This is a genomic window from Thiohalorhabdus denitrificans, assembly GCF_001399755.1.
GTDB lineage: Bacteria > Pseudomonadota > Gammaproteobacteria > Thiohalorhabdales > Thiohalorhabdaceae > Thiohalorhabdus > Thiohalorhabdus denitrificans.
This window is the reverse complement of the sequence record NZ_LJCP01000010.1, coordinates 39,180-62,293: the sequence shown is the minus strand read 5'-3', so window position 1 is coordinate 62,293 and position 23,114 is coordinate 39,180. Positions and strand designations below refer to the sequence as shown.

General features: G+C 59.5%; 14 protein-coding genes. 6 read left to right on the top strand and 8 right to left on the bottom strand.

What is annotated here, in order from left to right; all coding sequences use genetic code 11:
• Positions 1–249: 249 nt before the first annotated feature.
• From glnA to AN478_RS07065, 5 genes are all read left to right on the top strand, one after another.
• The gene (glnA, locus tag AN478_RS07080; protein ID WP_054965926.1) at positions 250–1,665 is read left to right on the top strand and encodes a type I glutamate--ammonia ligase; all 1,416 of its coding nucleotides are present in this window, start codon (positions 250–252) and stop codon (positions 1,663–1,665) included.
• Between the two features lie 138 nt (positions 1,666–1,803).
• Entirely contained in the window at positions 1,804–3,219 is a 1,416-nt protein-coding gene (ntrC, locus tag AN478_RS07075; protein WP_054965925.1) for a nitrogen regulation protein NR(I), read from the top strand.
• Positions 3,220–3,309: 90 nt separating this feature from the next.
• Entirely contained in the window at positions 3,310–3,663 is a 354-nt protein-coding gene (locus AN478_RS14855; protein WP_074471297.1) for a transposase, read from the top strand.
• A 140-nt stretch (positions 3,664–3,803) separates the two neighbouring features.
• A complete protein-coding gene (locus tag AN478_RS07070; RefSeq protein ID WP_054965924.1) occupies positions 3,804–4,052 on the top strand; it encodes a type II toxin-antitoxin system Phd/YefM family antitoxin in 249 nt (82 codons plus the stop codon).
• Positions 4,052–4,474, top strand: coding sequence for a type II toxin-antitoxin system VapC family toxin (locus AN478_RS07065; protein WP_054965923.1), 423 nt, complete (start codon positions 4,052–4,054; stop codon positions 4,472–4,474). Before AN478_RS07070 ends, AN478_RS07065 begins: the two co-directional genes overlap by 1 nt.
• Before the next feature lie 422 nt (positions 4,475–4,896).
• On the opposite strand, the gene AN478_RS07060 is transcribed toward AN478_RS07065, so the two are convergent.
• The 6 genes from AN478_RS07060 to AN478_RS13950 form a co-directional block, all read right to left on the bottom strand.
• Positions 4,897–5,457, bottom strand: coding sequence for a helix-turn-helix transcriptional regulator (locus tag AN478_RS07060; RefSeq protein WP_074471296.1), 561 nt, complete (start codon positions 5,455–5,457; stop codon positions 4,897–4,899).
• Positions 5,458–5,461: 4 nt separating this feature from the next.
• A complete protein-coding gene (locus AN478_RS14410) occupies positions 5,462–5,719 on the bottom strand; it encodes a hypothetical protein (RefSeq protein ID WP_074471295.1) in 258 nt (85 codons plus the stop codon).
• A gap of 388 nt (positions 5,720–6,107) precedes the next feature.
• On the bottom strand, positions 6,108–6,641 hold the full coding sequence (locus AN478_RS07055) for an HAD domain-containing protein (protein ID WP_054965922.1): 534 nt from the start codon (positions 6,639–6,641) through the stop codon (positions 6,108–6,110).
• Positions 6,642–7,884: 1,243 nt separating this feature from the next.
• On the bottom strand, positions 7,885–8,247 hold the full coding sequence (locus AN478_RS14850; protein ID WP_082432934.1) for an RES family NAD+ phosphorylase: 363 nt from the start codon (positions 8,245–8,247) through the stop codon (positions 7,885–7,887).
• A 228-nt stretch (positions 8,248–8,475) separates the two neighbouring features.
• A complete protein-coding gene (locus tag AN478_RS07045) occupies positions 8,476–14,730 on the bottom strand; it encodes a DEAD/DEAH box helicase (RefSeq protein WP_054965920.1) in 6,255 nt (2,084 codons plus the stop codon).
• Positions 14,727–18,143, bottom strand: a complete 3,417-nt coding sequence (locus AN478_RS13950; protein ID WP_218137470.1) for an STY4851/ECs_5259 family protein — start codon at positions 18,141–18,143, stop codon at positions 14,727–14,729. The genes AN478_RS07045 and AN478_RS13950 overlap by 4 nt, the downstream gene beginning before the upstream one ends.
• Positions 18,144–19,188: 1,045 nt before the next feature.
• Here AN478_RS13950 and AN478_RS07030 point away from each other — a divergent pair.
• Positions 19,189–20,544 (top strand): Fic family protein, encoded by a 1,356-nt coding sequence (locus AN478_RS07030; protein WP_054965917.1) that lies wholly within the window; start codon positions 19,189–19,191, stop codon positions 20,542–20,544.
• A gap of 113 nt (positions 20,545–20,657) precedes the next feature.
• Here the strand turns inward: AN478_RS07030 and AN478_RS13550 are convergent, their stop codons facing one another.
• Both AN478_RS13550 and AN478_RS13545 read right to left on the bottom strand, forming a co-directional pair.
• Positions 20,658–21,782 (bottom strand): GTPase, encoded by a 1,125-nt coding sequence (locus AN478_RS13550; protein WP_074471294.1) that lies wholly within the window; start codon positions 21,780–21,782, stop codon positions 20,658–20,660.
• 1 nt (position 21,783) lies between these two features.
• A complete protein-coding gene (locus AN478_RS13545) occupies positions 21,784–23,022 on the bottom strand; it encodes a YcjF family protein (RefSeq protein ID WP_176758736.1) in 1,239 nt (412 codons plus the stop codon).
• Positions 23,023–23,114: the final 92 nt, after the last annotated feature.

Below are 23,114 nucleotides of genomic sequence, written 5' to 3'. Positions count from 1 at the left end.
TCCCTTTGCGCCTTCCTTCAGGGCCCGCTGGCAGCCTGGTTGCCTTGGACTGCCCCCGGCCCCCCTCTCCAACGGAACCCTCGCAGACCCTTGCCCCATAAGAGGGCAACGCTCCATTGCATGTACTTTATCGGTGCATCCAAAGGGCCCGGAGACCGCCAGAAACCGCCCGTTTTGTCCCATCTACGGCATGGCACACCTGATGCAAACGCCCCCAATGACATTTCCGACCATTGAAGGAGGCAAACCATGGCCCAAGGTGCCGAGAAAGTCTTCGCGATGCTCGAGGAGAACCAGGCGCGCTTCATCGACTTTCGCTTTACCGATCCGCGCGGCAAATGGCAGCACATGACCCTGCCTGCCCACGGCCTGGATCAGGACACTTTCGAGGAAGGCTTCACCTTCGATGGCTCCTCCATCGACGGCTGGAAGGAGATCCACGAGTCGGACATGCTCCTGGTTCCCGACCCCGACTCGGCCTTCCTCGACCCCTTCTATGAAGAGCCGACCATCGTCCTTACCTGCGACGTGGCCGAGCCGGACACCATGGAAGGCTACAACCGCGACCCCCGGTCGGTGGCCAAGCGGGCCGAGGCCTACCTGCAGTCCAGCGGCATCGGTGACACCGCCTTCTTCGGCCCCGAGCCCGAGTTCTTCATGTTCGACTCGGTGAAGTGGGACGTGAAGATGGAGAAGTGCGGCTACCAGATCGACTCCGAGGAAGGGGTGTGGAACTCCGGGGCCGACTTCGAGGGCGGCAACCGCGGCCACCGCCCGGCGGTGAAGGGCGGCTACTTCCCGGTGCCTCCGGTGGACTCCAGTCAGGATCTTCGCTCGGCGATGTCGCTAACGCTCCAGAAAATCGGCATCACCCCGGAGATCCACCACCACGAGGTGGCCACCGCCAACCAGAACGAGGTGGGCTTCCGCTTCACCGAGTGCGTGGGCCAAGGCGACCAGCTGCAGAAGTTCAAGTACGTGGTGCACAACGTGGCCGCCGCCTACGGCAAGACCGCCACTTTCATGCCCAAGCCGGTGGTGGGCGACAACGGCACCGGCATGCACGTCCACCAGTCCATCTGGAAGGACGGCGAGAACCGCTTCGCCGGGGATAAATACGGCGGCCTGTCCCAGGAGGCGCTCTACTACATCGGCGGCATCATCAAGCACGCCAAGGCCATCAACGCCTTTACCAACGCCTCCACCAACAGCTACAAGCGGCTGGTGCCCGGCTTCGAGGCCCCGGTGCTGCTGGCCTACTCCAACCGTAACCGCTCCGCAAGCATCCGCATTCCGGCCGTTAGCTCGCCCAAGGGCCGGCGCATCGAGGTGCGCTTCCCGGACCCCACGGCCAATCCCTACTTGGCCTTCGCGGCCCTGCTGATGGCCGGCATCGACGGTATCGAGAACAAGATCGACCCGGGCGAGGCGCTGGACAAGAACCTGTACGACCTTCCTCCCGAGGAGGTCGCCGAGGTCCCCCACGTAGCCAGCTCCTTCGAAGAGGCCCTCGACGCACTCGACGCCGACCGCGCGTTCCTGACCAAGGGCGGGGTGTTCACCGATGACGCCATCGACGGCTACCTCGAGCTGCGCCGGGAGGAGGTGGACCAGGTGCGCATGACCACCCACCCCATGGAGTTCGCCCTCTACTACAGCGTGTGAATGCTGCGGAAGCAGGTCTTCCATGGCGCCGGTACGGCTTGACCGCGACCTCCCCGGTTTTCGGGGAGGTCGTTTTATTCGCCCCCAGGTCGGCCCCCGACGGGGGCCGGGGCCCCACCCTGGCAGGTATCGCGACCTATGAACCCCACCATCTGGGTAATCGACGACGATCCCTCCATCCGTTGGGTACTGGAGAAGGCCTTGACCGAGGCCCACATGGCCGTGCGCACCTTCGAGGAGGCCAGCGCTCTGCGTCGGGCCCTTGGGGAGGAGCGTCCCAACCTGATCATCTCCGACGTGCGCATGCCCGGGGAGGACGGCTTCGCCCTGCTGCGCCGCATCCGCCAGCGGGAGCCGGAGCTGCCGGTGATCCTGACCACCGCGTACAGCGACATGAACGCCGCGGTCTCCGCCTTCGAGGAAGGCGCCTTCGAGTACCTGCCCAAGCCCTTCGACGTGGCCGAGGCGGTGTCGCTGGCCCGCCACGCCATTGCCCAAGCGCCGGCACGCGGGGACCCGGCCGAGGCCAGCCAGGAGGGGCCCGAGATCATCGGCGAGGCCCCGGCCATGCAGGGAGTGTTCCGCACCATTGGCCGGCTGGTGGGCTCCGAGGCCAATGTGGTGATCACCGGCGAATCGGGTACGGGCAAGGAGCTGGTGGCGCGCGCCCTGCACCGCCACAGCCCGCGGGCAACCGGCCCCTTCGTAGCCCTGAACACCGCCGCCGTGCCGGCCGATCTGCTGGAGTCGGAGCTGTTCGGCCACGAGAAGGGCGCCTTCACCGGCGCCGTGGAGCAACGCATGGGACGGTTCGAGGAAGCCAAGGGCGGCACCCTGTTCCTCGACGAGATCGGCGACATGCCAGCCGACCTCCAGACCCGGCTGCTGCGGGTGCTGGCCGAGGGCGAGTTCCAGCGCGTGGGCGGACGCCACCAGCTCACCGCCGACGTTCGGGTGATCGCCGCCACCCACCGGGACCTGTCGCAGCTGATCGCGGACGGCCGCTTCCGCCAGGACCTGTACCACCGCCTCAACGTGGTCCCCATCCACCTGCCGGCCCTGCGTGAGCGGCGCGAGGACATCCCGGAACTGGCCCAGCGGTTCCTACGGGAGATGGCCGGAGAATTGGACCTGCAGCCCAAGCAGCTGGCCCCGGAAACCCTGAAACTGCTGCAGGGGGAATCCTGGCCGGGCAATGTCCGGGAGCTCGAAAACCTTTGCCGCCGAATCACCCTGATGGCCCCGGGGCCCCTGGTCCATCCCGAGGACCTGCCGGACCCCTTCCGCCCCACCGGCGTTGGGAACCAGGCCGAAGCCTGGCAAAACGCGCTGGCCTTCAACATCCGGCGCCATTTGCAAAAAGGGGAAAAAGGGGTGGGAAACCGGGCCCAGGAAGAGCTCGAGCGGGTCTTGATCAAGGAGGCCCTGGCCTACACGGGCGGCCACCGCCAACAGGCAGCGGCCCTCCTGGGATGGGGACGGAACACCCTCACCCGAAAGATCCAGGGCCTGGGTATAGATTCTTCCAACAGCAGAAAGGGGTCACCCCTTTAAGGAAACACTCTAAACCTTTGCCCAAAGCGGTACGGTGGAGTTAACCCGCTTTCGTGGGCACCTGACCCTTTGGCTTGAAAGGAGTCCACGATGGCCAAGTCGCAACCCCGGTATTCCGCGAAATTCCGGGAACAGATGGTGGAACTGGTCCGAGCGGGCCGCAGTTCCCACGAGTTAGCCGAGGAGTTTGAGCCCTCGGCCCGGACCTTTCGCAACTGGTTTTTCCAAGCGGAGCGGGACGCCGGCCAGCGCACGGACGGCTTGACCAGCGAGGAGCGCACTGAGCTGGTACTAAACGCCCTGGAGACGGCGATTCAGAGTCGACAGCCGGCGCTTCCTAAACCACACGGAGGCCAAGCGGGCACTCTTCGAATTCATCGAGGGCTGGCACAACCCGAGGCGACGCCATTCCGCCCTTGGCCAACAGGCCCCGAAGGCCTATGAAACCGCCTGGCGGATCGCCGCGTAAACCAAACCGTTACCTGTCCACTGAAACGGGGCAACTCCAGGGGCCTCTTGACCAAGATTGAAGGGGGATTAGGCTTAATTCATAATATGACCAAAAATCTGGTCTGGAGGGGGCCATGGATACGAAGCAAGTAAGCTTGGGCGAGGCCAAAGCCCATCTGAGTGAATTGACCGAGTTGGCCAGTGCGGGTGAAACCGTAATTATCACCAAGCACGGTAAAGCAGTGGGCCGGTTGTCCGCCCCTGAGAAACCGCGAAAGCCGATTGACTTGGAAGCGCTTCGCCGGCTGACCGCTGACATGCCCTACCAACCTGAGGGGGCTGGACAGTTCATGCGGCGGTACCGGGAAAGCGAGCGCTATTAGTGCTCTATCTGGATACCAGCCTGTTGGTGGCTGCGCTGACCAACGAGCCCCGTACTGCGGAGATGCAGGAGTGGTTAGCGAACCAGGACCCCGCCGATATGGTGATCAGCGACTGGGTAGTTACCGAGTTCTCCGGAGCGCTCTCCCTGAAGGTTCGCAACGGAGCGCTCCCCCCGGAGCATCGAGCCGAGGCGCTCGCCATGTTTAATTCCTTGGTCGAGGAATCCTTCGCCCGCCTCTCCGTGTCACCCCAAGAATTCCATACCGCTGCCCGTTTCGCCGATCAGCATGCTACGGGGTTGCGTTCGGGAGACGCTCTGCACCTAGCGATTGCTGCCAATCATGGTGCCCACCTGCGAACCCTCGACCAAGGACTAGCCGAGGCTGCCCGAGCCTTGGGCGCTAGCGTAGCCCTTCTTTAGCGTCATCATTTCGTTCCTGGTTGTCCCTTTCCAGAGCCAGGCACGGGGCTCACCACCCCCTCTTTACTCCATTTGCCGAAGCAGAAAGTTGGGCCCCATAAATCCGGTTACAGGAAGTCCAAGTCCTCCGGTTCCCCCTTCTTGTAGCTTACCCCGGTAACCTGCGGCCAGGATGGCGTCCAGGCTATAGTGTCAAACGGTTCTGCGGACCTGCCCTTGGCCCTCCTGGCGAACTACCGAGAAATCCTCGGTAGTTGCCTCTCCCGCATTGACCGACCGGCATGATGATGCCCTCAGACCCCGGAATCCAGCCGCCTAAGCAACCTCCGAGCTGAGGCCTCGATCCTAGCCTCCCCCTGCCCCAACAAAGAAGGGCACCCGAACCATGCGGGTGCCCTTCTCCTGATACCCAGGCCGGCGATTCAGCCCATGGCCGCTCGCAGCTCTTCATTAGGCACCTGAGCGTGGAAATAAAAGCCGTTCCCAGAAACCACAGAAGCCTTCACGCAGGAATTGAGCACGTTCAGTTGCATGGTGACCTGAGCAACCTCCAGGGCTTCGCTTGAGAAGCCTTTTTGTCCCTCCTCTTGGAACCATCTCAGAACATCCGCCAGATGCCAGAGGGACGGATTTCCCTCGTGGACCGGATCGGGGAACGAGGCTCCCTTGCTCAGTATGAGCTTGCGCACATACTGGCGGGACACCCCAAAGAAGTCGGCGATGTCGGTCACGCCCACGTAGTCGGGGTCAGCCTCGACCAGCTTCGCGTCCGGGATGGCCCTGCGCACATCGGTGACCGCGCTGCTGAGGGCCTCCATGGCGCTATCCGCCTCCCGGATGAAGTGAAGCGAGACCCGGCCATTCTGGCCCACCCCCACCAGGGCATCGTCGCATCCCGCCTCCGCAAGCGCCTCCACGTACTTCTCGGCATCCTCATTGGCGCTTCCGAGCCGGAACTTGAGCGTGAAGTCGTATTCCTTCATGGCCTTACCCCTTGGTCTCACCACTTTCGCCAATACAGTTGTCCACCACCCGACGGATCTGCTTGGCGTGGTTGTTCGGGTTCTTGGGGGTGCTCCAGATAGAGGATATGCAGTGCTCTCCGCAGCGGCATTCTTGCAGGTTGTAGGGGCAATACATTTTCCCCCAGGCATGGCCTCCGCCCACCTCCACTCTCCAGCCTCTGGATTCAGCGTAGCGCAGGGCGTCCTCTACCTCTTTTTTCGAATGCGTCTTCCTCGACATTCACCCTCCATCTAGTGATAGATTCTGACTGCACCCCGTTATGGTTGTCAATCGACAACCTGGAGCCCTCCGGGGGCTAACTCCCCCTGGGGTTGCCGGTCGCCCCGCTTCCCTGATTGCGGCCCCACCCCGCTCCAATTTGGACAAAGAGTCCGCCATCGATGCCGCCACCGGCCATCCCTTCCCCATCCGCCCGGCATGCCCAGACCGCATCCAAGGTACTAGGGCCAAGCAGGCCATCCTCGGGACCGGCCTCATACCCGAGGGCTAGGCCCGATAACTGGCTTAATCAGAGCTAAAACCTTCGGGATTTGAACCGGCGCTTGCTTTCCAACCCTCCCGTCCGGGAACTGGCAATCGACCGCTAATGGCCCCGGCGCCCGCAGCTTCAGGGGATCAAAACGGAATAAGCCTTCTGGATCTCGGCCTCTTCCAGCCCCCGGCCGTCCCTCACCTGGATGGCATTTTCCAGGTAGCGGCTCAGGGGAAGATCATCCAGCACGACCCAAGCCTCGGGCCGGTTATGCTCGAGCCATTGCCGGATCTCGCTGGCCCGACGCCGGGCCATGCCATCCCCTCGCCCGGCAAGACCCAGGACGGGGGTATAGGCCACGATAGGGGGATCCGGCCACCCCGCAGCCGCCAGGGCATCCCGGATGAGCCGACGAGGGACGAATTTCCGCCAGCCGCTGCATAAAACCAGCCCCGCGCCGCTGCCTTCCGCCAGAGTTCTCAGTCGTGCGACCGGGCCCTCGTCCAAAACCGCGAGGAAGGTGGCCAACTTACGCACCGGATCCGTCGGCAGTGCCAGGCCCCATTGGCCGTCCTCGCCTCGGCGAGGCTCGTACCATCCGAACGGTGGGAACGGCGCTCCGGACCGGTTGAGTACCCCGTCGATGTCCGCGATGACCACACGGTCCATTACTGTCCTCCGGTCTTTTCTCTTGTAAGGATTCGACCAATCCGAGGTGGAGTCCGTAGCCAGAACACCCAACCGAATACATGGCAGCCACACCAACTATAACTACAGAAAGGCTACCACCACATAGACTCAATAATAACTATTTACATTTAGAAAACCAAACAAAAAAACATTTCGACAATAATTCTTGTCAAAACAGTAAAAAACTTGTCATGCGCAACTAAAATGACAAGCACAACCACCGGACTTACCAATCCCCACCCAACCTCACCACTCGCCCTCCCCCGGCACCCATCACGCGGTAAAACAGGCATATTTCGGCGGAAGGCCCAAACGCCCCCCTGCCCAAGAAGCCCTCGAACCCTTTGGCCGAGCCGCGCAACCGCCAAATGGCGCCATCAACCACCTTCTCCCAAACCGCGCCGCCCCGACTCCTTTGTAGGCAAAGGCACAAAGCCAACCCGGAAGGCGGTACGGCAGCAAATTGGTGGCGAGAGCTACATCGTATTGTCCCACTAGCATCGCGCCGGTGGCGGGAACCCGCCAGCCCGCCACCGGGCTGCCCCCTGCCGGCAAACCTGCAGCCAAGGGCCTGGTCCGGGGAATCTGGCAAGCTACCCTGTCCGCGGCCCAAGCCCCAGGCCACGTACGAACGGACCGCGCCGGAGCAGGCCCAGGCGGACCCAGATGGAAACCAACAAATGGACGGAAGTGGTTGCCCAGGAAGCCAACCGGCTAAGGCAGGAATTGGGAGAGGCGCGATCGCACCTTTAGGCCGCCGAGCGGCGAGCCGAATCGCTGGGCCAAGGCGCTGCGCCGAACGGCCCGGGTGGATTAGGTCCCATAAGTGTAATATTGGAGGTCCTGAACCTCGTTGCCTCCCCGGTCACCCATGCTCTGCAGGCGCATCTGACGGGAAGCGGTGGTACCGAGGGCGATCCCTTCCCGGTCCGGGACTGGAAGGCCTTGCTGGGTCTTGCGGAGGCCGAAGAACCGGCCACGGGCTCCCAGGCGCGCAAATGGCTACGGGAAGACGTTAGCAAGCGGGAGTAGGAGGTTCAGGCTCCGGCGTCTCCGCTTCATATGGCCGGGTAATGGGGGTGTGGAGAATTAGGAAGTGATCTTTAATACCGGGCCGGTCAACCTACCCCTGCCAGAATCGGCTGTCGAAGCCGACTTCTGCAGCGGGGCCCACCACGACCTGGTCAAAGTCCCGATGGTTTGGGTTGATTATAAGGTTGGTCTATTGGGGAACGATTACGGAGGGCACCTGCAGGGCAAGGGTGTCGCCCCGGCGTAACCAGCCCTCTCCCAGACTCAGGGTGCTTTCAGGAGCCGGCTCTTGCCGCCAGTGTGCCGGGAGTTCCGAGTCCGGCAGCGTACGGGTGGCCTCATCAGGTACTTGGACTGGATACGTCAGAAAAATTAGGCCTCGAGATGCCGCAGCCAAGTGGACCAGCACCTCCAACATGGCCAGAGCCAAACTGGCCGCGCAATAAATCGCAGCCCAGCCTGGGGGGTTCCACCGTCTTCCCGCAATGCGGCCACCCTCCCTGGTGAATGCGGCTTCCTTCCATTTCGGATGGGTCAGACGCCACACCCGCATGAATCAGGCGATGCCGCCGTCAAGCACCCGAATAAGAAGCCTTTCCATCTCCTGGCACCCTTGGATGTATCCATGACGTCAATGGGCCGCCGCTCGGGTGGCTCGGGTGCTGGTTTTGGCTCGGGATTTGTTCGATGGGGACTCCAATAAGATCCACTGGTCGGTGGAGTACGGAAAATTCCACCCCTTGGCCCACCCCTGGACTTTTTCGCTAGAAGTGACCTGCCACTATTTCTTCAAGGCGTACCAAAAAGTCGGGTGGTGGGCGTGCTGGGGGCGAACCTGGAAATTGGCCTCCCCAAGAATGGTTACCTGGCGAGAGATTGAGGCCATGAAGGGGAAACTGCCCACCTGGGCAGAATCTTCACGCCAGTAACCAACTCCCTGGTCGAGCCGAATTTCCCATTTAGTGCCATCGGTCCACTCCAGAATCAGGATCCGGGCGTGAGGTACCGAGTGAAGGTCTTTTACCTCCCACCAAACGGTTCCGGGGTTATCCGTGAGCACGGCGCGAGCGACGTCGTCTCTGTCCTGGCGATCCTGCCAATCGTGAGACCAGGCTCTGGGTTCCTGGAAATGTGGTTTTCCCAGTTTGGTTGTCAGGACATGGATCTCCGTCCCTGCCCCCAAGCCTCCCGGATAATCCTTTAGCCCAGCAATCAGGCGCTCCATCAGGACCACCTGTATTGGAGACCGGAGATAGCGGTCCGAGTACGCCACATAGCTTAACTCGGCCTCCCCCCACAGCAGGCTGGCCAGATCTGGAACCTGTTCGGTAATCAAAGTCCAGGCCCTTCTTCCGAAGCCTTCCAGACTGCCGTCTAGCTGATGGGTAATCTCCAGCTCGGTGACCCCGGGGCTTGGTTGCGGCCTCAGGGCTTCCGGTTGAATGGCGTTGGCGGTCTTTAACTCGGTCAGGGTGTCGCCCTGCCATGGAGATTGAATGAATCGTGCGCCGGTGTCCCCGCTTCCCCAGAATGGGGCGGGCACCAGAGCCTTCGGATCCGACGTGGCCCATCGCTTTACGTGGTTGGAATCGGCGATTTCAACCGCCAACGGAAGGCGGCTGTCTCCGCTGATTGGCGGTTCGGCCGGGAGACTGTATAGGTAAGCATCGGTTTCGGCGGCGATGGCGAACAACTCGTCCAGCTGACTTTGCTCCAGCTCTTCCAGGCAACCCCGGTCCAGGACTAACGTCACCTCGACATCGGCGGTCTTCAAACGTCGGAGAGTATCCAGGAAGCGCCAATGAAGGGGTTCCCACTCGTTCGCCGAGCCCCCCAGGAACAACCGGATTTGGGTAAACGGACGGCGTTGCCACTCCCTTTCCACGGCCAGTGCCAATGGCTCGATTTCGAGGTGGCTCCGCTCGCCGAACAGTCGTAACTCTTCCGGGAGCTGGAGGGCGGCCAGGAACTCCTCGGTGAGGACCTCCGATGCCTTGTGGCGGTTCAGGTGGTCGACCTGGAACTGGGTCTCGTAGGTCAGGAGGCAGGCCTGGCATGCGGAGTCGCAGTCGTTAGGGCAGGAAAGAACCTCGCTCTTGACTGTTCTTAACAGCTCGGGGAGGACCCCGGGCACCTGGCTGGCGTAGCCGGCTCCGCCGCTGGCGGTATCGTACAGGTACAACGACTGGGTCCGGTTCTCGTGCTGGTCACGGCTCGCGGCGGCCGTGGCTCCGAGCTCGCCTTCCTCGATGCCAACCCGGTTGCAGAAGGCCCGGCGGAGCGCTACGCCCAGCGTATAGGCTGCTGCTCTGTCCTTCACCGGGTTCCCGAAGGCGTCCTGAAGTTGTAACTCGAAGATTTCGGTGGCATAGGTGGCCCCAAGCAGGACCTTGTCCAGGATGGCCCAGCTCTCCTCGTTGCCGGGACACACCCGTTCCTGGTCGTTGAGTTTCCCCCCTTGAAGGCGTTTGTGACCGTCCAGACTGGAAGGCCGGTCGCCGTCCACGGTCATCGAATCGGCCCGGCCGCAACGCAGGCAGAGCGCGTAACCATTCGCGTTAATGCCGTCGGATCGGTGGAAAAGGGTTCCGGAGGGGGTGGTCCGGAAACGTCCAAGGGGAGCGTTCGGGAGCATCATCCATTCCGCGCCGTGCATGGCAATCAGGGGCTCTCGAACGGGGATGTACTGGGGTACCGAGACATCGTTGTGGGGCGTGGAGCGAAAATCCACGGCGAAGCCGGCGGGTTGGAGGAAGCGGTCCGTTTGCAGTTTCGCTGCCTCGGAGCCACAGGCGGGGCAAGTATCCGGCCGAGCGAGTTTGACACCGTTGGCGCCGCACACCGCGCATTGCCAGATCCAGCGCAAATCTTGGATCTCGGGGGCCCCCTCTGCTTCGACCGGTAGCTGCCAATTGAGAGTTACCCCGCTGCTCCGGTAGACCCGGCCGTTTAGCACGGTGTCGGTCCCCGGCGCATAGTCCCGCATGGCCACGGCCAGATCCCGGGTAGGATAACCGGCCCGGCGCTGGCGATTATCCTCGCGTTCGCCCTGGGGATTACTCGCCCTGTCCCGGTTCAATTCTTCGGCCGTCGTGGTAACCAGCGGAACGACGCCGGTCGGGAATCCGTACCCTGGCAGGAAGGCCTGGTTGGCCAGTTGGCGAAGGAGGTACTCTCGGCGCCAGCGATCGAGCCGCATGTTCAGGGCGATCTCGGGTTTGGACTGGCCATCCTTTGTTGCCAGCTCCCGGTATTGGGCGAGCAACCCCCTAATCTCGTTTAGCCATTCACTGGAGACTGCCTGCATGGCTTCGGCGGTCCGATCCATCAATTCCTGAACCGTAATGCCCTCTAGTTGAGAGCCCCGAGTCAGCGATTTGAGACCCCGGGGAAGATCCGTCGGCCAGGACTCGGGCGCCCGGCACCAGTAAATGAAGCGCTCCGCTGGCGTGGAACGCTGGTCCTCCTCCCCCGATGCTTCGTAGAACCAGCCTGTCCGGAGGCGCGGAACGCTGTCGGGCCCATTCGCTGACAGGAAGGTGGCGAGGGCCAGGGCGTTGATGTGGCGCTGGACGATGGGAATGCTCCGCAGATCAACTCGCGGGGTAGCCAGTTCGGCATTGAAGGGCCACAGCGGGTTGCGGAAAACCGCCTCCCCATGTGGGGTGGCCTTGCAAAGGGTGAAACTCAGTGCTGCGGACTCCCCCCGGCGCCCGGCCCGTCCGGCACGTTGCAGGAAATTGGCGGGATGGGGCGGGACGTTGTTCATGGCGACTGCCGAGAGGCCACCGATGTCCACGCCCATTTCCATCGTGGTGGAACAGCTGAGCAGGTTGATTCGGCCCTCTTTGAATTCCCGTTCACGCCGCGTCAGCTCGGCCCCGGATAGCTGGGCGGAGTGCTCCGCCGCCCGATAGTAGCGACTGAATCGGGCGATCCGGTCGCTTAGGTCGGTCCAGCCTCCCAGCACGCGCAAATGAGTAACCGAGGCGTCGCTTTCGAGCCAGGATTCCGGGTCGGTCTGGTCCGCGCCCTGCCAAAAGGGAAAGGGAAGCTGCGGCATGGGCACCTCCCTGCACTCGGCCAGGGAGTCGGGGGCTGGCAGGTCGGGAAGATAGGGCGTGAATCCCATAAAGGTCACGGGGAGAAGGCGCCGGGTAACCGGACAGAGCCAGGCCGTTTCCACGCCACGAATCCGGGCGGCTTTCTTGAGGTTTAGCTGAAAGCCCCCTTCGGTGGGGGAAAGTACCCCGGTTCCCGTTAGGGCCTTCCACATCGCCGTCAAAACCTCGTCGAGGAACCGGGCGTGCGATTCCTCGTCAAGGTCTAGGCCGAATGCGTGGGAAAGCAGACGAATCAGTCGATTGCGCCGGGCGTTCCGGGAGCCGCTGGAAGGCCAGTAACGTTGGTCGGGATGGGTTTTTCTGTCGCCCGAATCGGGGGCAATAAGCAGGGACGGCTTGCCAGGGTAGCCGAGCCAGCGCCGGACGTTGGCCGGAATCTCCACCGAAGGGGCGCCGCTCCGGACGAAGGTGTCCAGCGCAAGCCGAAGGAGGTTGACCCATTCCGCGTGGGGGACTTGCTTCTGTTGGAGTACCGCCGGAACCGTGGTGGATTCAAGAGCCGGATAACGGAGCTGGGCGAACCCGAGGCCCTCCAGGGAGTATTGCCGCTTCGGACGTAGGAAGAACTCCCGGTAGAGGCAAAGGTCGGCGACGTCTCGTTCCGACAGGTTCCGGAAACTGAGCTCGCGCAGATCCTGGGACATCCAGGTGGAGAAGTCCTGGGCGCTAATGAGCTTGCCGGCCATCTCCTCCCACCCCAGTTCGGGGGCCGATGGTGTCTTCAGCTGTTCCAGCCGGGCGCGTTGCTCGTCAAGGAGCTGTTTAAGGTTCGGATTGCTACCCACCGCCTGTTCCAGAGCGGCGATCTGGTCTTTGGTCTTGGTAATGGTCTCCGTGTCGGGTTGGGTTTCCCGGCTGGCGGCTAGACTGTGGTAAATGAGGCTCCCCACGTAATCCCGTTCAATCTGCTGCTGGGCCTTGATGACGGAGCGGGCAGTCCCCTGACGGCTGTCGGTGAACGTCACGAGTCGACGACCTTCAAGGGGCTGCGCGGTGTTGGTTTCTCCGGACTCGGGCAGTAACGAGAGCAGGGTCGGCGTGGTCGAAGTGAGCAGGAACGGGGCGCCGACCCGAACCGGCCGGAACTGGCGCTCAGCGGGACCCGTCCCCTGGTGATCGCCGCAGTTGCCGCAGGAAAGACCGTTGTCGTCGGGGGCGCGCAGGTTCACGATCCGGGATTGGTTGCCGGACCAGTCCAGCTGGCCGTCCTGGCCGAGACCCACCTGGATCTGGGTCGCATGGTCCTCGGGCGTGATTAGACGGAGGAGGCCCCTCCCGGCTTCCCATTCGGGTGTTTCGGATTGGTTCTCCGTTTCCGATTCCAGCGGCTCTAGGTCTTGCTGGAATTCGTCCTCTGGGTTCTGGTCCTCGACGGGCCGGAGGTAATATTCCCCGTCCCCCCTACCGGCTCGTTCCTGGGCCAGCAAATACTCCGCCCCGCAACCCATGCACTGGACTAGTTCGAAGGCCGGCATACCGCACCGACAATGCTCCCGTCGTTCGAGGTAGACGGCGCCGAAGGGCCAGTCCTCTTTTTCCAAGGGGGTGCCCGCCTTTTCGGAGCAATGGGCATCGGCGCAGACCCAGAGCCCTGGCAGGGTTCGGTGAAAGAGATGGCCTCTCAGCGGCAGGAAGGGGCGCCCCTGCTCATTTCTGGCACGGCTGCAGGCGTCGAGTAGCTCCAGGGTTGCCTGCTGATTGGTCGCGCCCTGTTCCCCGAACAGGACATGGGTAAGCTGGGTTAGTGTTCGGGGCCGCTCAACCAGGCTGTCCCTCAACCGGACCAGGGCAGGCTCCTGGCAAACCGTCTGGTACAGGGACCGGGCATCCTCGGTTTCGAGGGAAGATGGGGATGGCGGCGTGTCCCCGGCATCCGGACGGGCCCTCAGGGTTTCCGGTGTTTCGCGCTTGCCGGCGATTACCGTGACCTGGGTGGTATCCACTCCTGCAAGGTCTGCTAGGAATTGTTCCAGTTCCCGCCAGGAGGCCTCGTCGTCGTTCCCGAGGGTTGCGGAAGTGGCCACGATATGCACATCGCCCGGGGCGCAGCCAAAGGCATGCATTGTCCGGCGGAGAAGCAGGGTGAGTTCCGCAGCCTGGGAACCCAGGTAGGTGTGGGCCTCGTCGATGACGATCCAGCGCAACCGTCCCTGGGATTTCGCCACGATGGGCTGATCCTCCGCCCGCACCAGCATGTATTCCAGCATGGTTGGGTTGGTGACCAGGATTTGCGGGGGCGAATCTCGAAGGGTCCGGCGGTCTGGTACTTCGCATTGCCATGGACTCTTGGCCTGGTCCGGCGTATCCCCGTTGTAGAGGCAGAACCGAATCTTGCCTTCGAAGGGCTCCGACCAAGCCTGAAGGCGTTCCTTTTGGCTCTTGATCAGGGCGTTCAAGGGATAGAGGAAGACAGCTCTCACACCCTCCTGGCCGCCGTTCTGGTTCTCGGCCAGTTCCCGCGTCAGGTCATCCAGGATGGGGACCAGGAAGCACTCCGTTTTTCCCGATCCAGTGCCACTGGTGACGAGCACCGAACGCCGCCCGTTCTCCGTGTCCCTGAGGGCCTGCCAGGCCTGGAGCTGATGGGTGAAAGGTTGCCGGGCCTCGGGAAATGAGAAATCTTCCGTCAGGTCCTTCTGGACAGGGTTCGCCAGGGCCTTGATCGCTTCGCCGTGCAGGAGATTCCCCCGAAGGTCTGCCATCGTGCGCCCCGACGGCTCCCACCCATACGCGGCCTCGAAAACGGGGTCGGCGAGAAGAGCATTGCCATGACCGGGGGCCTGCTGGAATTCGGCGCGAAGGTGGTCGCGTAATGGTTCGCTACGAAATCCTCTCAACCCGAGCACGGCCTGGCTGGACCCCTTTGCCAGCCGATTGACGGCGTTGCCGTAAAACCGCTTGGCTGCGTTCACGAGGTTTTCCTCATTTCTTCCCTGCCTTTTGCGAGGCCGAAAGTCAGGCCGATGGAATAGGCCCGATCGAACCACTCATGGTCGAAGCCGCGAATCAGGCGAAGTTCGTAGACGAGCCCCGGAGTTTGGTCCCCGTGGTGGTTCAGGGCAAAGGAGGCTGCGACAAAGGGAGCACATTTCACCGGACGCTGGATGCCGGTCACATCGGCAAACCGGAACCGCTCGCTCAGAAGGCCCCCGTCCGCTGCCTCCATGACCTCTGCCCCCGTGGGCCACCGTTCGTCGGCGTCATGCCGGCCTTGAAGGGCCTCGATCTCCGTGGCGACGTGGTGGTCGATGAAATCCGCCGGCATCTGACGAGTCAGCTTTAGCGAGTTGTTGGCTGGACCGCGGCCGGGGAAAAGGCTTTCCCCGAGCCAGTCGCAGAGGGAGTCGAAATAGGGCCGCACCTTCGTAGCGCGTTCCCGAAACCCCGTGAAGGTTTGCCACAGGATGTCCTCGGCACCGTCGATTCCCACCAGGGACTCACCCAGCTGAGTGAAGTACCGAGAGGCAGCCTGGTGCCAGGCACCCACCGGTAAAAGGCCCCAGGCAAAGGACATTTGCGTGGGGAAAAGCATTAGCCGGTCGAAGCGTTCCTGGTCGGCACGCAACAGGGCCATTGCGAGCGTTGTAGGATGGAGAACGAGGCGCCTGAGAGGATCCAGTGCCTTGGGAGAAAATTCCGTGGCCAACGCCACGTATTCCAGAAGAAGTTCCCAGTCCTCGTGCTCGGGTTCCGCTCCAAGCCGTTGAAGGGCCTCATCAATTTGGTAGATCCGGCGGTCCGAATCAGTTTCCCGGACCGCTGCCGAAAGTCCGCCTGTCTCCGCATCCATGTCTTCGCGGTGCCCGTTCGTAACGGTCCACAGGAGCGGCCGGAATCTGGCCCAGTCGCCGTCCCGGGCGATGACCCACCAGGGGCCGGGCTCCAGATCCTCCGGAATGGGCCAGATACCGGGGGTGTCGTCGGTGGGAAAAAGTGACCGGGGCTCCCGCCCCGGCTCCCAGAGGGGGAGCATGCTCACCGAAATTCGCGATGACCAGTCTTCCCCAAGCCTTTGAATGTCAGCGTAAGCTAGCTCAATCGTCTCTTCTTCCCGATCCGGGTAAATTCCCATGTCGTACTGGGCAACGTGGACCCTGGTTAGCTCCTGGCCCCATTGAGAACAGATCATCAGGCGAACGAAGGCGTTGGGGTGGTCAGTTGTGGCGAGCAAGTGGTTGACCTGATCGACCCATGGACCGAGATTGGTTTCCATTCGGCCCCCTTCCATGGGCGGAAGGGTTGCAGAGAACCCCTGCTCACCTAGGGTATGGCCTCCGCGGACGAGTTCGGCCTCCAGGAAAAACCGTTCCGTTCCGCTCGGGTGCTGCAGAATGAGATAAAGGGCGTATAGGCGGTCGAGGGCAACCAGCTCGCCTGCTTCTGCCCGATGGCCTTCGAGCTGGAACATCGCTCCTTTCTGTGGGTAGGGAAGCTTAAGCTCTACTGGATAGGTTCCGGGTACCGAGAGGCGGACCCGGACGGGGGCCAAGGCATGGCTCTGGACCGGATCACACCGAAGGGTTAGTTCGTCTTTGGTGCTTTCCCACGTCTCGAGGTGAACCGTTCCGGGCTCAACCACCTTGGGTTCCATAGGGGCCAGGCCCTTCATGACGTAATAACCCGGTTTCCCTTTGGAGCCGAGCTGGTGGCTCAGGGTGGTTTCAGGGGGAACCACGTCCGCCTGGCGACGGAGGCGCTCGACACCCGTAACGGAATCGACAAGCCTGATCCAAACCTGCCCCAGACAACCGGAGAAATTGCTGCTCCAGCCGGTGTCTCCACCGACGGGACGCCACTGGGGTTCCTCGTTGGCGGCCCGGCGTTGGCCAAATCCGGCATTTTCATAGAATCCGGGCATGCCCAGGAACACCGGGCGCTGGTTTAAAAGCCCGGTGAGCTGGGGGCCGCCAAGGCGGGGTGGCTCGGTCGTATCCTGAGGGGCACCGCATTGAATCCGGTAGCGGGCACCATCTTCCATGAAGAAGTCAACGCGTCCCCGCACACGGTAAACGGGGCGAGCTGATTCGGTTAATTCTCCCCTATGTTCGCAGCTGGCGTCAGAGGCTGGATCCGGCCGGCAGGACGCCGGGATCGCCACGAGGACCTCTTCGCTGCGGGCATCGACGGAGCCCTCCGCCACCCAGACCCATCCCCGTTCCCGGGTGGATTCCGAGAAAACCCAGGGGGATTCCCCCCAGGGGATCCCGTTTTGCAGGTCGATTTCTACCGCCTGGGTGCCATCGTGAAAAAGGATGTCGTGGGTTTCTTCCACCCCTGCCCCTTTAAGCACCACCCCATCCCGGCGGAGCCACTCCCGACGGTAGATGTCCTCCGAGCCCTCTCTGGGGAACAGGGTCAAAACCGCAACCGGTTCGGGTCCTCTCGGGGTCTCCAATTGAAGGCGAATCCGGGGTGGGGCGTATTCCGACGAGCCGAGCCAATGCTCGATATCGGGGCGGCTTAGCCGTTCGGGAAAATGGAGCACCTTTCGTGGGCTGAATTGCCCCGGACTCGTTTCCACCAGGGTGCCGTGCCAGAAAGGGCGGGCCGATGCAGCCCTGGCGATCGTTCGGGAATCCTCCACCAGGTTTTGGAACAGGGAGGCAGCCACCTCATCCTCAAGACGTAGCGGTAGCTGTAAACGCCAGTACGGGTCTTGCTCATCCAGGGTGGCAATGGGATCCCTGGCGTCGCCAACTTGGTCCTGCAGGTCAACGGTGCCACCGATCAAGCTAGCCGCCAGTCGGACAACTTCCTCGTTACGAAGGGTTTTCGGCAGATAACGGATATGTTCTCTGGCGAGCCGCTCAATGTCGTTCTGGGTGGCGCTACTTTGGTGATAGGCCTCGAGCAAGCGCCGGAAGAATGTCCGGAGATTGGCCCCTTCTTTTTGTAAAAGCCGCAAGGGAAGGCCGCCTTCGCAGGCGATAGTGGCCAGGAAAAGCCGCTGCCCTTCTGCCCCTCGTAGGACCTCACGCCCCCATTTTTTTAACCCTCGCTCCACCCAACCTCCGATTACTGGATGGCTGGGTGGCTCCATATCTAACGGATCGAAGACCGTCGCCCACGTCCAGGAGCCTCCGCTATGCTCTCGGCGAAAGGTTTCCGCCGCAAAAAGGCAGAAACACGCCTCCAAGCCCAATGGAGGGCTGCCGCGAAAGCCCTGGGGTAATACTTCCTTCAGGATGGCCATCACATCCTGGTAGGCCTTTTCCGAGCAACGGTAGGCGTAAAGGGGCCAACCTCGGGCGTCGGTTCGGGCCTCCTTGCCCGTGAGGCGTGCATGGGTGAAGAGGAATTCTTTGAGGAACGTTGTGCAATCCACCTTCCGAAATCCCCTTTTGTGGCGGAAGGATATTGAAAACACCGGTCTCAGGGAAGCTTAGCTCTTCCTGAGCTTGATTTTTCTTAAGCGGAGAATGTTGCCCGTTTTCGCCCCCCCATAAATCATTTTTTGTGGCTATTGGCAAATAAGGGGGAAATGGGGTTAACCGGAGTTTGGCCAAGGCGAGATTAACCTGTTCCCCAATTTCCTGACCAGGGGCAAACTTAGTAGAACCCACTTGCCCCCAGGAGGAAGTGCACGTGAAAAAGTGATTCAGCTAATGAGCAGATGGAATTGACCCGCTTTCTTGGACATCTGACCCTTCGGTTTGGAAAGAGTCACGAAAGCGTCGCCTGACTGACCCGCCCTACACACTTCCTATAAGCGCAATTATGGGGTGCCTCCGCGGCAGTCCCTGATTTTCTTCTTTGCCTTCGGAACAGCCACGGGGCCACCAAGTCCGGGAATGGAGGGCGAAGGGCTTGGCTCTATTATCCGGGGCCGTTGCCAATCCTGGTGGGCCAGGTTGTTCCCGAGGTCGCCCTCCTCTCCTGGGGACCACCTATCCAGACCCTGCGCAGCCGCTCCCCGGCTTCCCGGTGCGTTGCGAATGGCCACCACCGGGGCGGGAGGCCACAACGGGATGGCCCCGCTCCCGATACCCCTCCACCAAAGTGGTCAATACGTCGGGGCGATCCGCCTCGGCCGGACCGGGCCCGGCATCCATGAGCCCCTCTATTTCCTTCAGGGCTTCTTCGTGATTAGCCTCAACCTTGCAAGCAATTGAAAAACAACATTTATACCCTTTTATGGACGGATATATAATTTATGGCCTGATACATAAAAAGGCCAATCCTAGCGGTACAGGTCATGGAGAGGGTTGGTCTATCAACCTCCCGGCAAGACCCTGCGCACCTCCAAAAGAAGGCCCACAACGAAGGAGGGGTCCCAATACACTCTGATCCCGACCGGTGTTACTTGGGGCCAATTGTTGTTACAGTAACCAAAAAATGGGTTACTTAAACCTGAAAGCACGGTATGGAACATGAATCTGACCGATAACGACATCCGGCAGATCATTGCCAACCTCGGTCTTCCGGAGGGGGACGAAGCCATCCTTTCCGCCCTTCTCGGAGCCGGGGAGCCCGTGCGTCTGTCAGCGATCCTTGAGCGGGTACAGGGGGCCGTTCCGTTCGGCACGCGCCAGCAGTTGAGCCGCCGCCTATCGGCCCTGGTCGACTCGGGGCTCGTCCACAAGAGGCCAAAGGGGCCTCAGACCACGTATCGTCCGGACACAGAATCCGTAGCCCAGGCCTACCTCGATATTGACCCCGGAAAGCGCTCCCTCAAGTGGTTCCACCCAGCGCGGATCGAGGCCTATATCCCTGGCGAGACTCGCCTCCTTCCCCCAGAGGCCGCGGAGGAGGCCCGAGCGCTATCCGACGCCTCTCTCGAAATCGGGGATACCATCAACCAGACGGTTTTCCGGCGGCTTATGATCGACACCGCCTGGTCGTCTTCGCTACTCGAGGGGAATACCTATACCTTCGGCGAGACCGAGGATCTGATCGAGAAGGGGGAGGCCGCGGAGGGGCGGTCGGCGGAAGAGACGCGGATGATCCGCAACCACGCCGACACCGTAGACTTTTTGGTAAAGAACCGGGCCCTCCTCGAACCCAATACGGCTACCCTCCGAGGACTGCACAAACTTCTCGCCCGCGATCTGCTCGAGTCTCCCGAGGAGGAAGGCAACCTCCGGGGCGGCGAGGTCGCCATCGCCCGGACCGCCTATTTCCCCTCCCCCGACCTCCTGACGGTGGAGGCTGGGTTCGAAGGGATTGGGCGAAAGGCCCCGGAAATCCCGGATCCCTACGAGCAGGCGTTTTTCCTCCTGCTAGCCGTCCCCTATTTGCAACCTTTCCTGGATGTAAACAAAAGAACGGGGCGGATGGCGGCCAACCTTCCTCTCCTCCGGCAGGGACTCGCCCCCCTCTCCTACTTCAACATGGACCGGGAAGCGTATTTGCGGGGGATGGTGGAATTCTACGAGCTCGGGACCACGTCGATCATGACCCGGGTGTTTCTTGACGGCTACCGGTCCTCGGTGGAGCGGTACCGGACCTACTTTCAGACCATCGCCGGCAAGGAATCGGTGGCCAGGGACCACCGGAACACCATCCGCGAATTAGTGAAGGGTTTCGTCGGGGCGGTGGCGGACGGGAAGGCCGACCCCCGGGACCGTGACCAATTCCTCAGGAAGCATCTGACCCTGAACGATGTCTCCGTCCGGGACCGCATCATCATCGAGGCCAACCGCGAGCTCGACCGGCTCGGCCTCGCGGAAGCTATCGGCCACGGAATCGATCCGGAGACGTTCCAGGCGTATCAGGACCGGGTATAGCGGAACCTACTCATACACCTAGAGGCGGCCTAAATTCCTTGCAGATTGAATCCGCAGGGCAACCTTCCCCTCAACCAACAAAAACCTGACAAAAGATAAAATTTTTCTAATAATTAAGAAATATGCGGAAGCTGGGGGACAACCAATTTTTCTTCAATAGCATCCTTAATTTTTACTGACTGTTTTTTTCCAATTTTTACAAACTCTCTCTCCGTTTCGGACAACTTTTCCTTCAAATCATCTCTATGAATATCCCCCCTAAAAAATGCCCATAACAAATTAACACCGGGAACAAAAAACATAAATGCATCTGCAAAAGCAACTTCACCTTCCCAGCCAACCCCCCCCGAACCAATTTGTTTCATATTAATGCTATGCTCTTTTAACTTTTTATATTCCTGGGGCCCTATATTCGTACCGAGGGCATCGAACAATCTAATAGAGTCGCTTAGCACAATTTCCAGCCATTTATCCAGCTCAGAGATTTTGTTCTTTAACTCTTTCTTTGCATATCCATCAACTTTTTCCATTGAACCTTTAGTCGTAATCCGACGCTCGTCATAATATTTAACAACCAGTCTCCGCCACTCTTTTATTTTTATTTCACATTGTGACACATAATTACTTGCAATCTTCCTGCTTAAATTTCCTTTCACGCTTTTCAATACCCCGGTAAGAACCTCTTCTTTGCCAAAGGTGTTCTTCTCTCTTCCTCCTCTTAGGGTTTGGTTAATATTACATACTTCATATACTCCCCCATTGTCAGGAAACATCTCATTAATATAACGAGCCATCCCCCCCTTCTCTTCCTCCGAAGCAATATCCGATTTTGTTAGAACGAATACAACAGTATTACCCGCTTCATAAAAAGGTTTCAGTATGGACTCAACCTCAAACTCCTCCAACCTAGCTCTGGCGGCGTCCAAACAATATATTATTGAATGAAACCACCCCGAGATTTTTGATGATTTTTCGGCATCTCTTATTTGCTTATCAATAATTTTTCGCCACTTATCAGCCTTATCAGCCTCCATACCCCAACTATCATTTATTACCAACCTCACCCCGTCGAATTCTAATGGGTCATATGAATAAATGCCTGTTTCATTTTCCGAGGCCTCTGGGGTTACGGGACGCCCACTCCCAACTTTTGCAATGGTTTCTCCCCACAAATAATTTAGAAGTGCCGATTTCCCCACCCCAGATTTTCCTAACACCAAGATATTTGCTTTTTCCAATTTAAAGTTCCTTTTTCATGTATTGTTTAATAAGTTCTTGCAAAACTTCTGAATCAAAGTATTTTTGGATATCTACATTCTTTCCGTCAAGCATATCCTTCTTATACCTATAGCAAAGATCATTAACAGCCCAACCGATTGCAGCAGTTAATCCTGAGGCCACCGATGCATTTATAATATATCCGGCTGCCTGTCCAGCTCCAGGAATCAATTTTGCTAGGTTACCAACCAGCGTTCTTCCCACCTGAGTTGATATTTGCCCAAGAGTTCCACCGGAGACTATAGAATCAACACCTTGTATATCCCAGATAGACGTAATTTTTGCCAACATCGTGACTTGGTTAGCTACTAATAGCGGAGCATCTGAGAATGGGACGGGGGTTGCTGCACTCGAAGCTGCTATTCCTGAGTGTAGTTTGATTACATTCTTGGCTTCTGCATTCTTCTTATTAAAACCTCTTTTAACTGCGGTAATAAACGCATGCCGTACTGATTCGTCAATGTTTTCATATGCCCAATCTATTAAGTCTTCTACACTGAGACCAAGCTCGGGATCTTTTGATACCTCAAAAACAGGAACACCAGGGCAACTTTCCTTAAAGGTCTGTATCAATTTTTCTGCATCTTCATCCGAAACAACATCAGCTTGTGTAAATATAACTGCGATAGGGATTTTTTTGTATTTAATTTCTTTTACAAGCTCTATATCAATATCCCAAATTCTATGGGACGCAAAACTAATGCAATACCATACCAAGTGGATCTGCTTTTCTAATTTCCCTTCTCTATCTGTAACAAATTTTACAATATTTTCTTTATATTTATTTTGGTTTTCTTTCCCCGACTCATAACCTTCACTATCGTAAATTGTTACAAATTCGCTTTCATATGGCTTAATCCCACTTGTAACAGGCTCTCCGGCCCCTACTTGGGCCCTTTCCTCCCCAAACACCATATTTACCAAGGAACTTTTTCCAGTTCCTGTTCCGCCCATAACAAGGATATTTGGCTTACTTATTGAGGAGCGGTATTTTTTATACTCCTCCTTGAATTTCCCTTTGAAGTCCTCTTCGTTAAAACTTTGATCTTCCATTACTCCCCTCTCTCCTATTGACTTTTCTCGTTTCGTGCTACTGTTTTTAACTAACGTCGGTTTTTTTGAAGAATTTCTTTTTTCAGCAATAGTGCGGTACTTGCTTAGCCCTTCTCCACATAAACCGACCAGCACCAACCACCTCACACCAGGCTTCTTGGTGGGCACCAGTGATATCGAACTCTGTCCTAGGTGACAAGACATCTGCTCCAAAATGATTTTCCAGAACGAGACGTCAG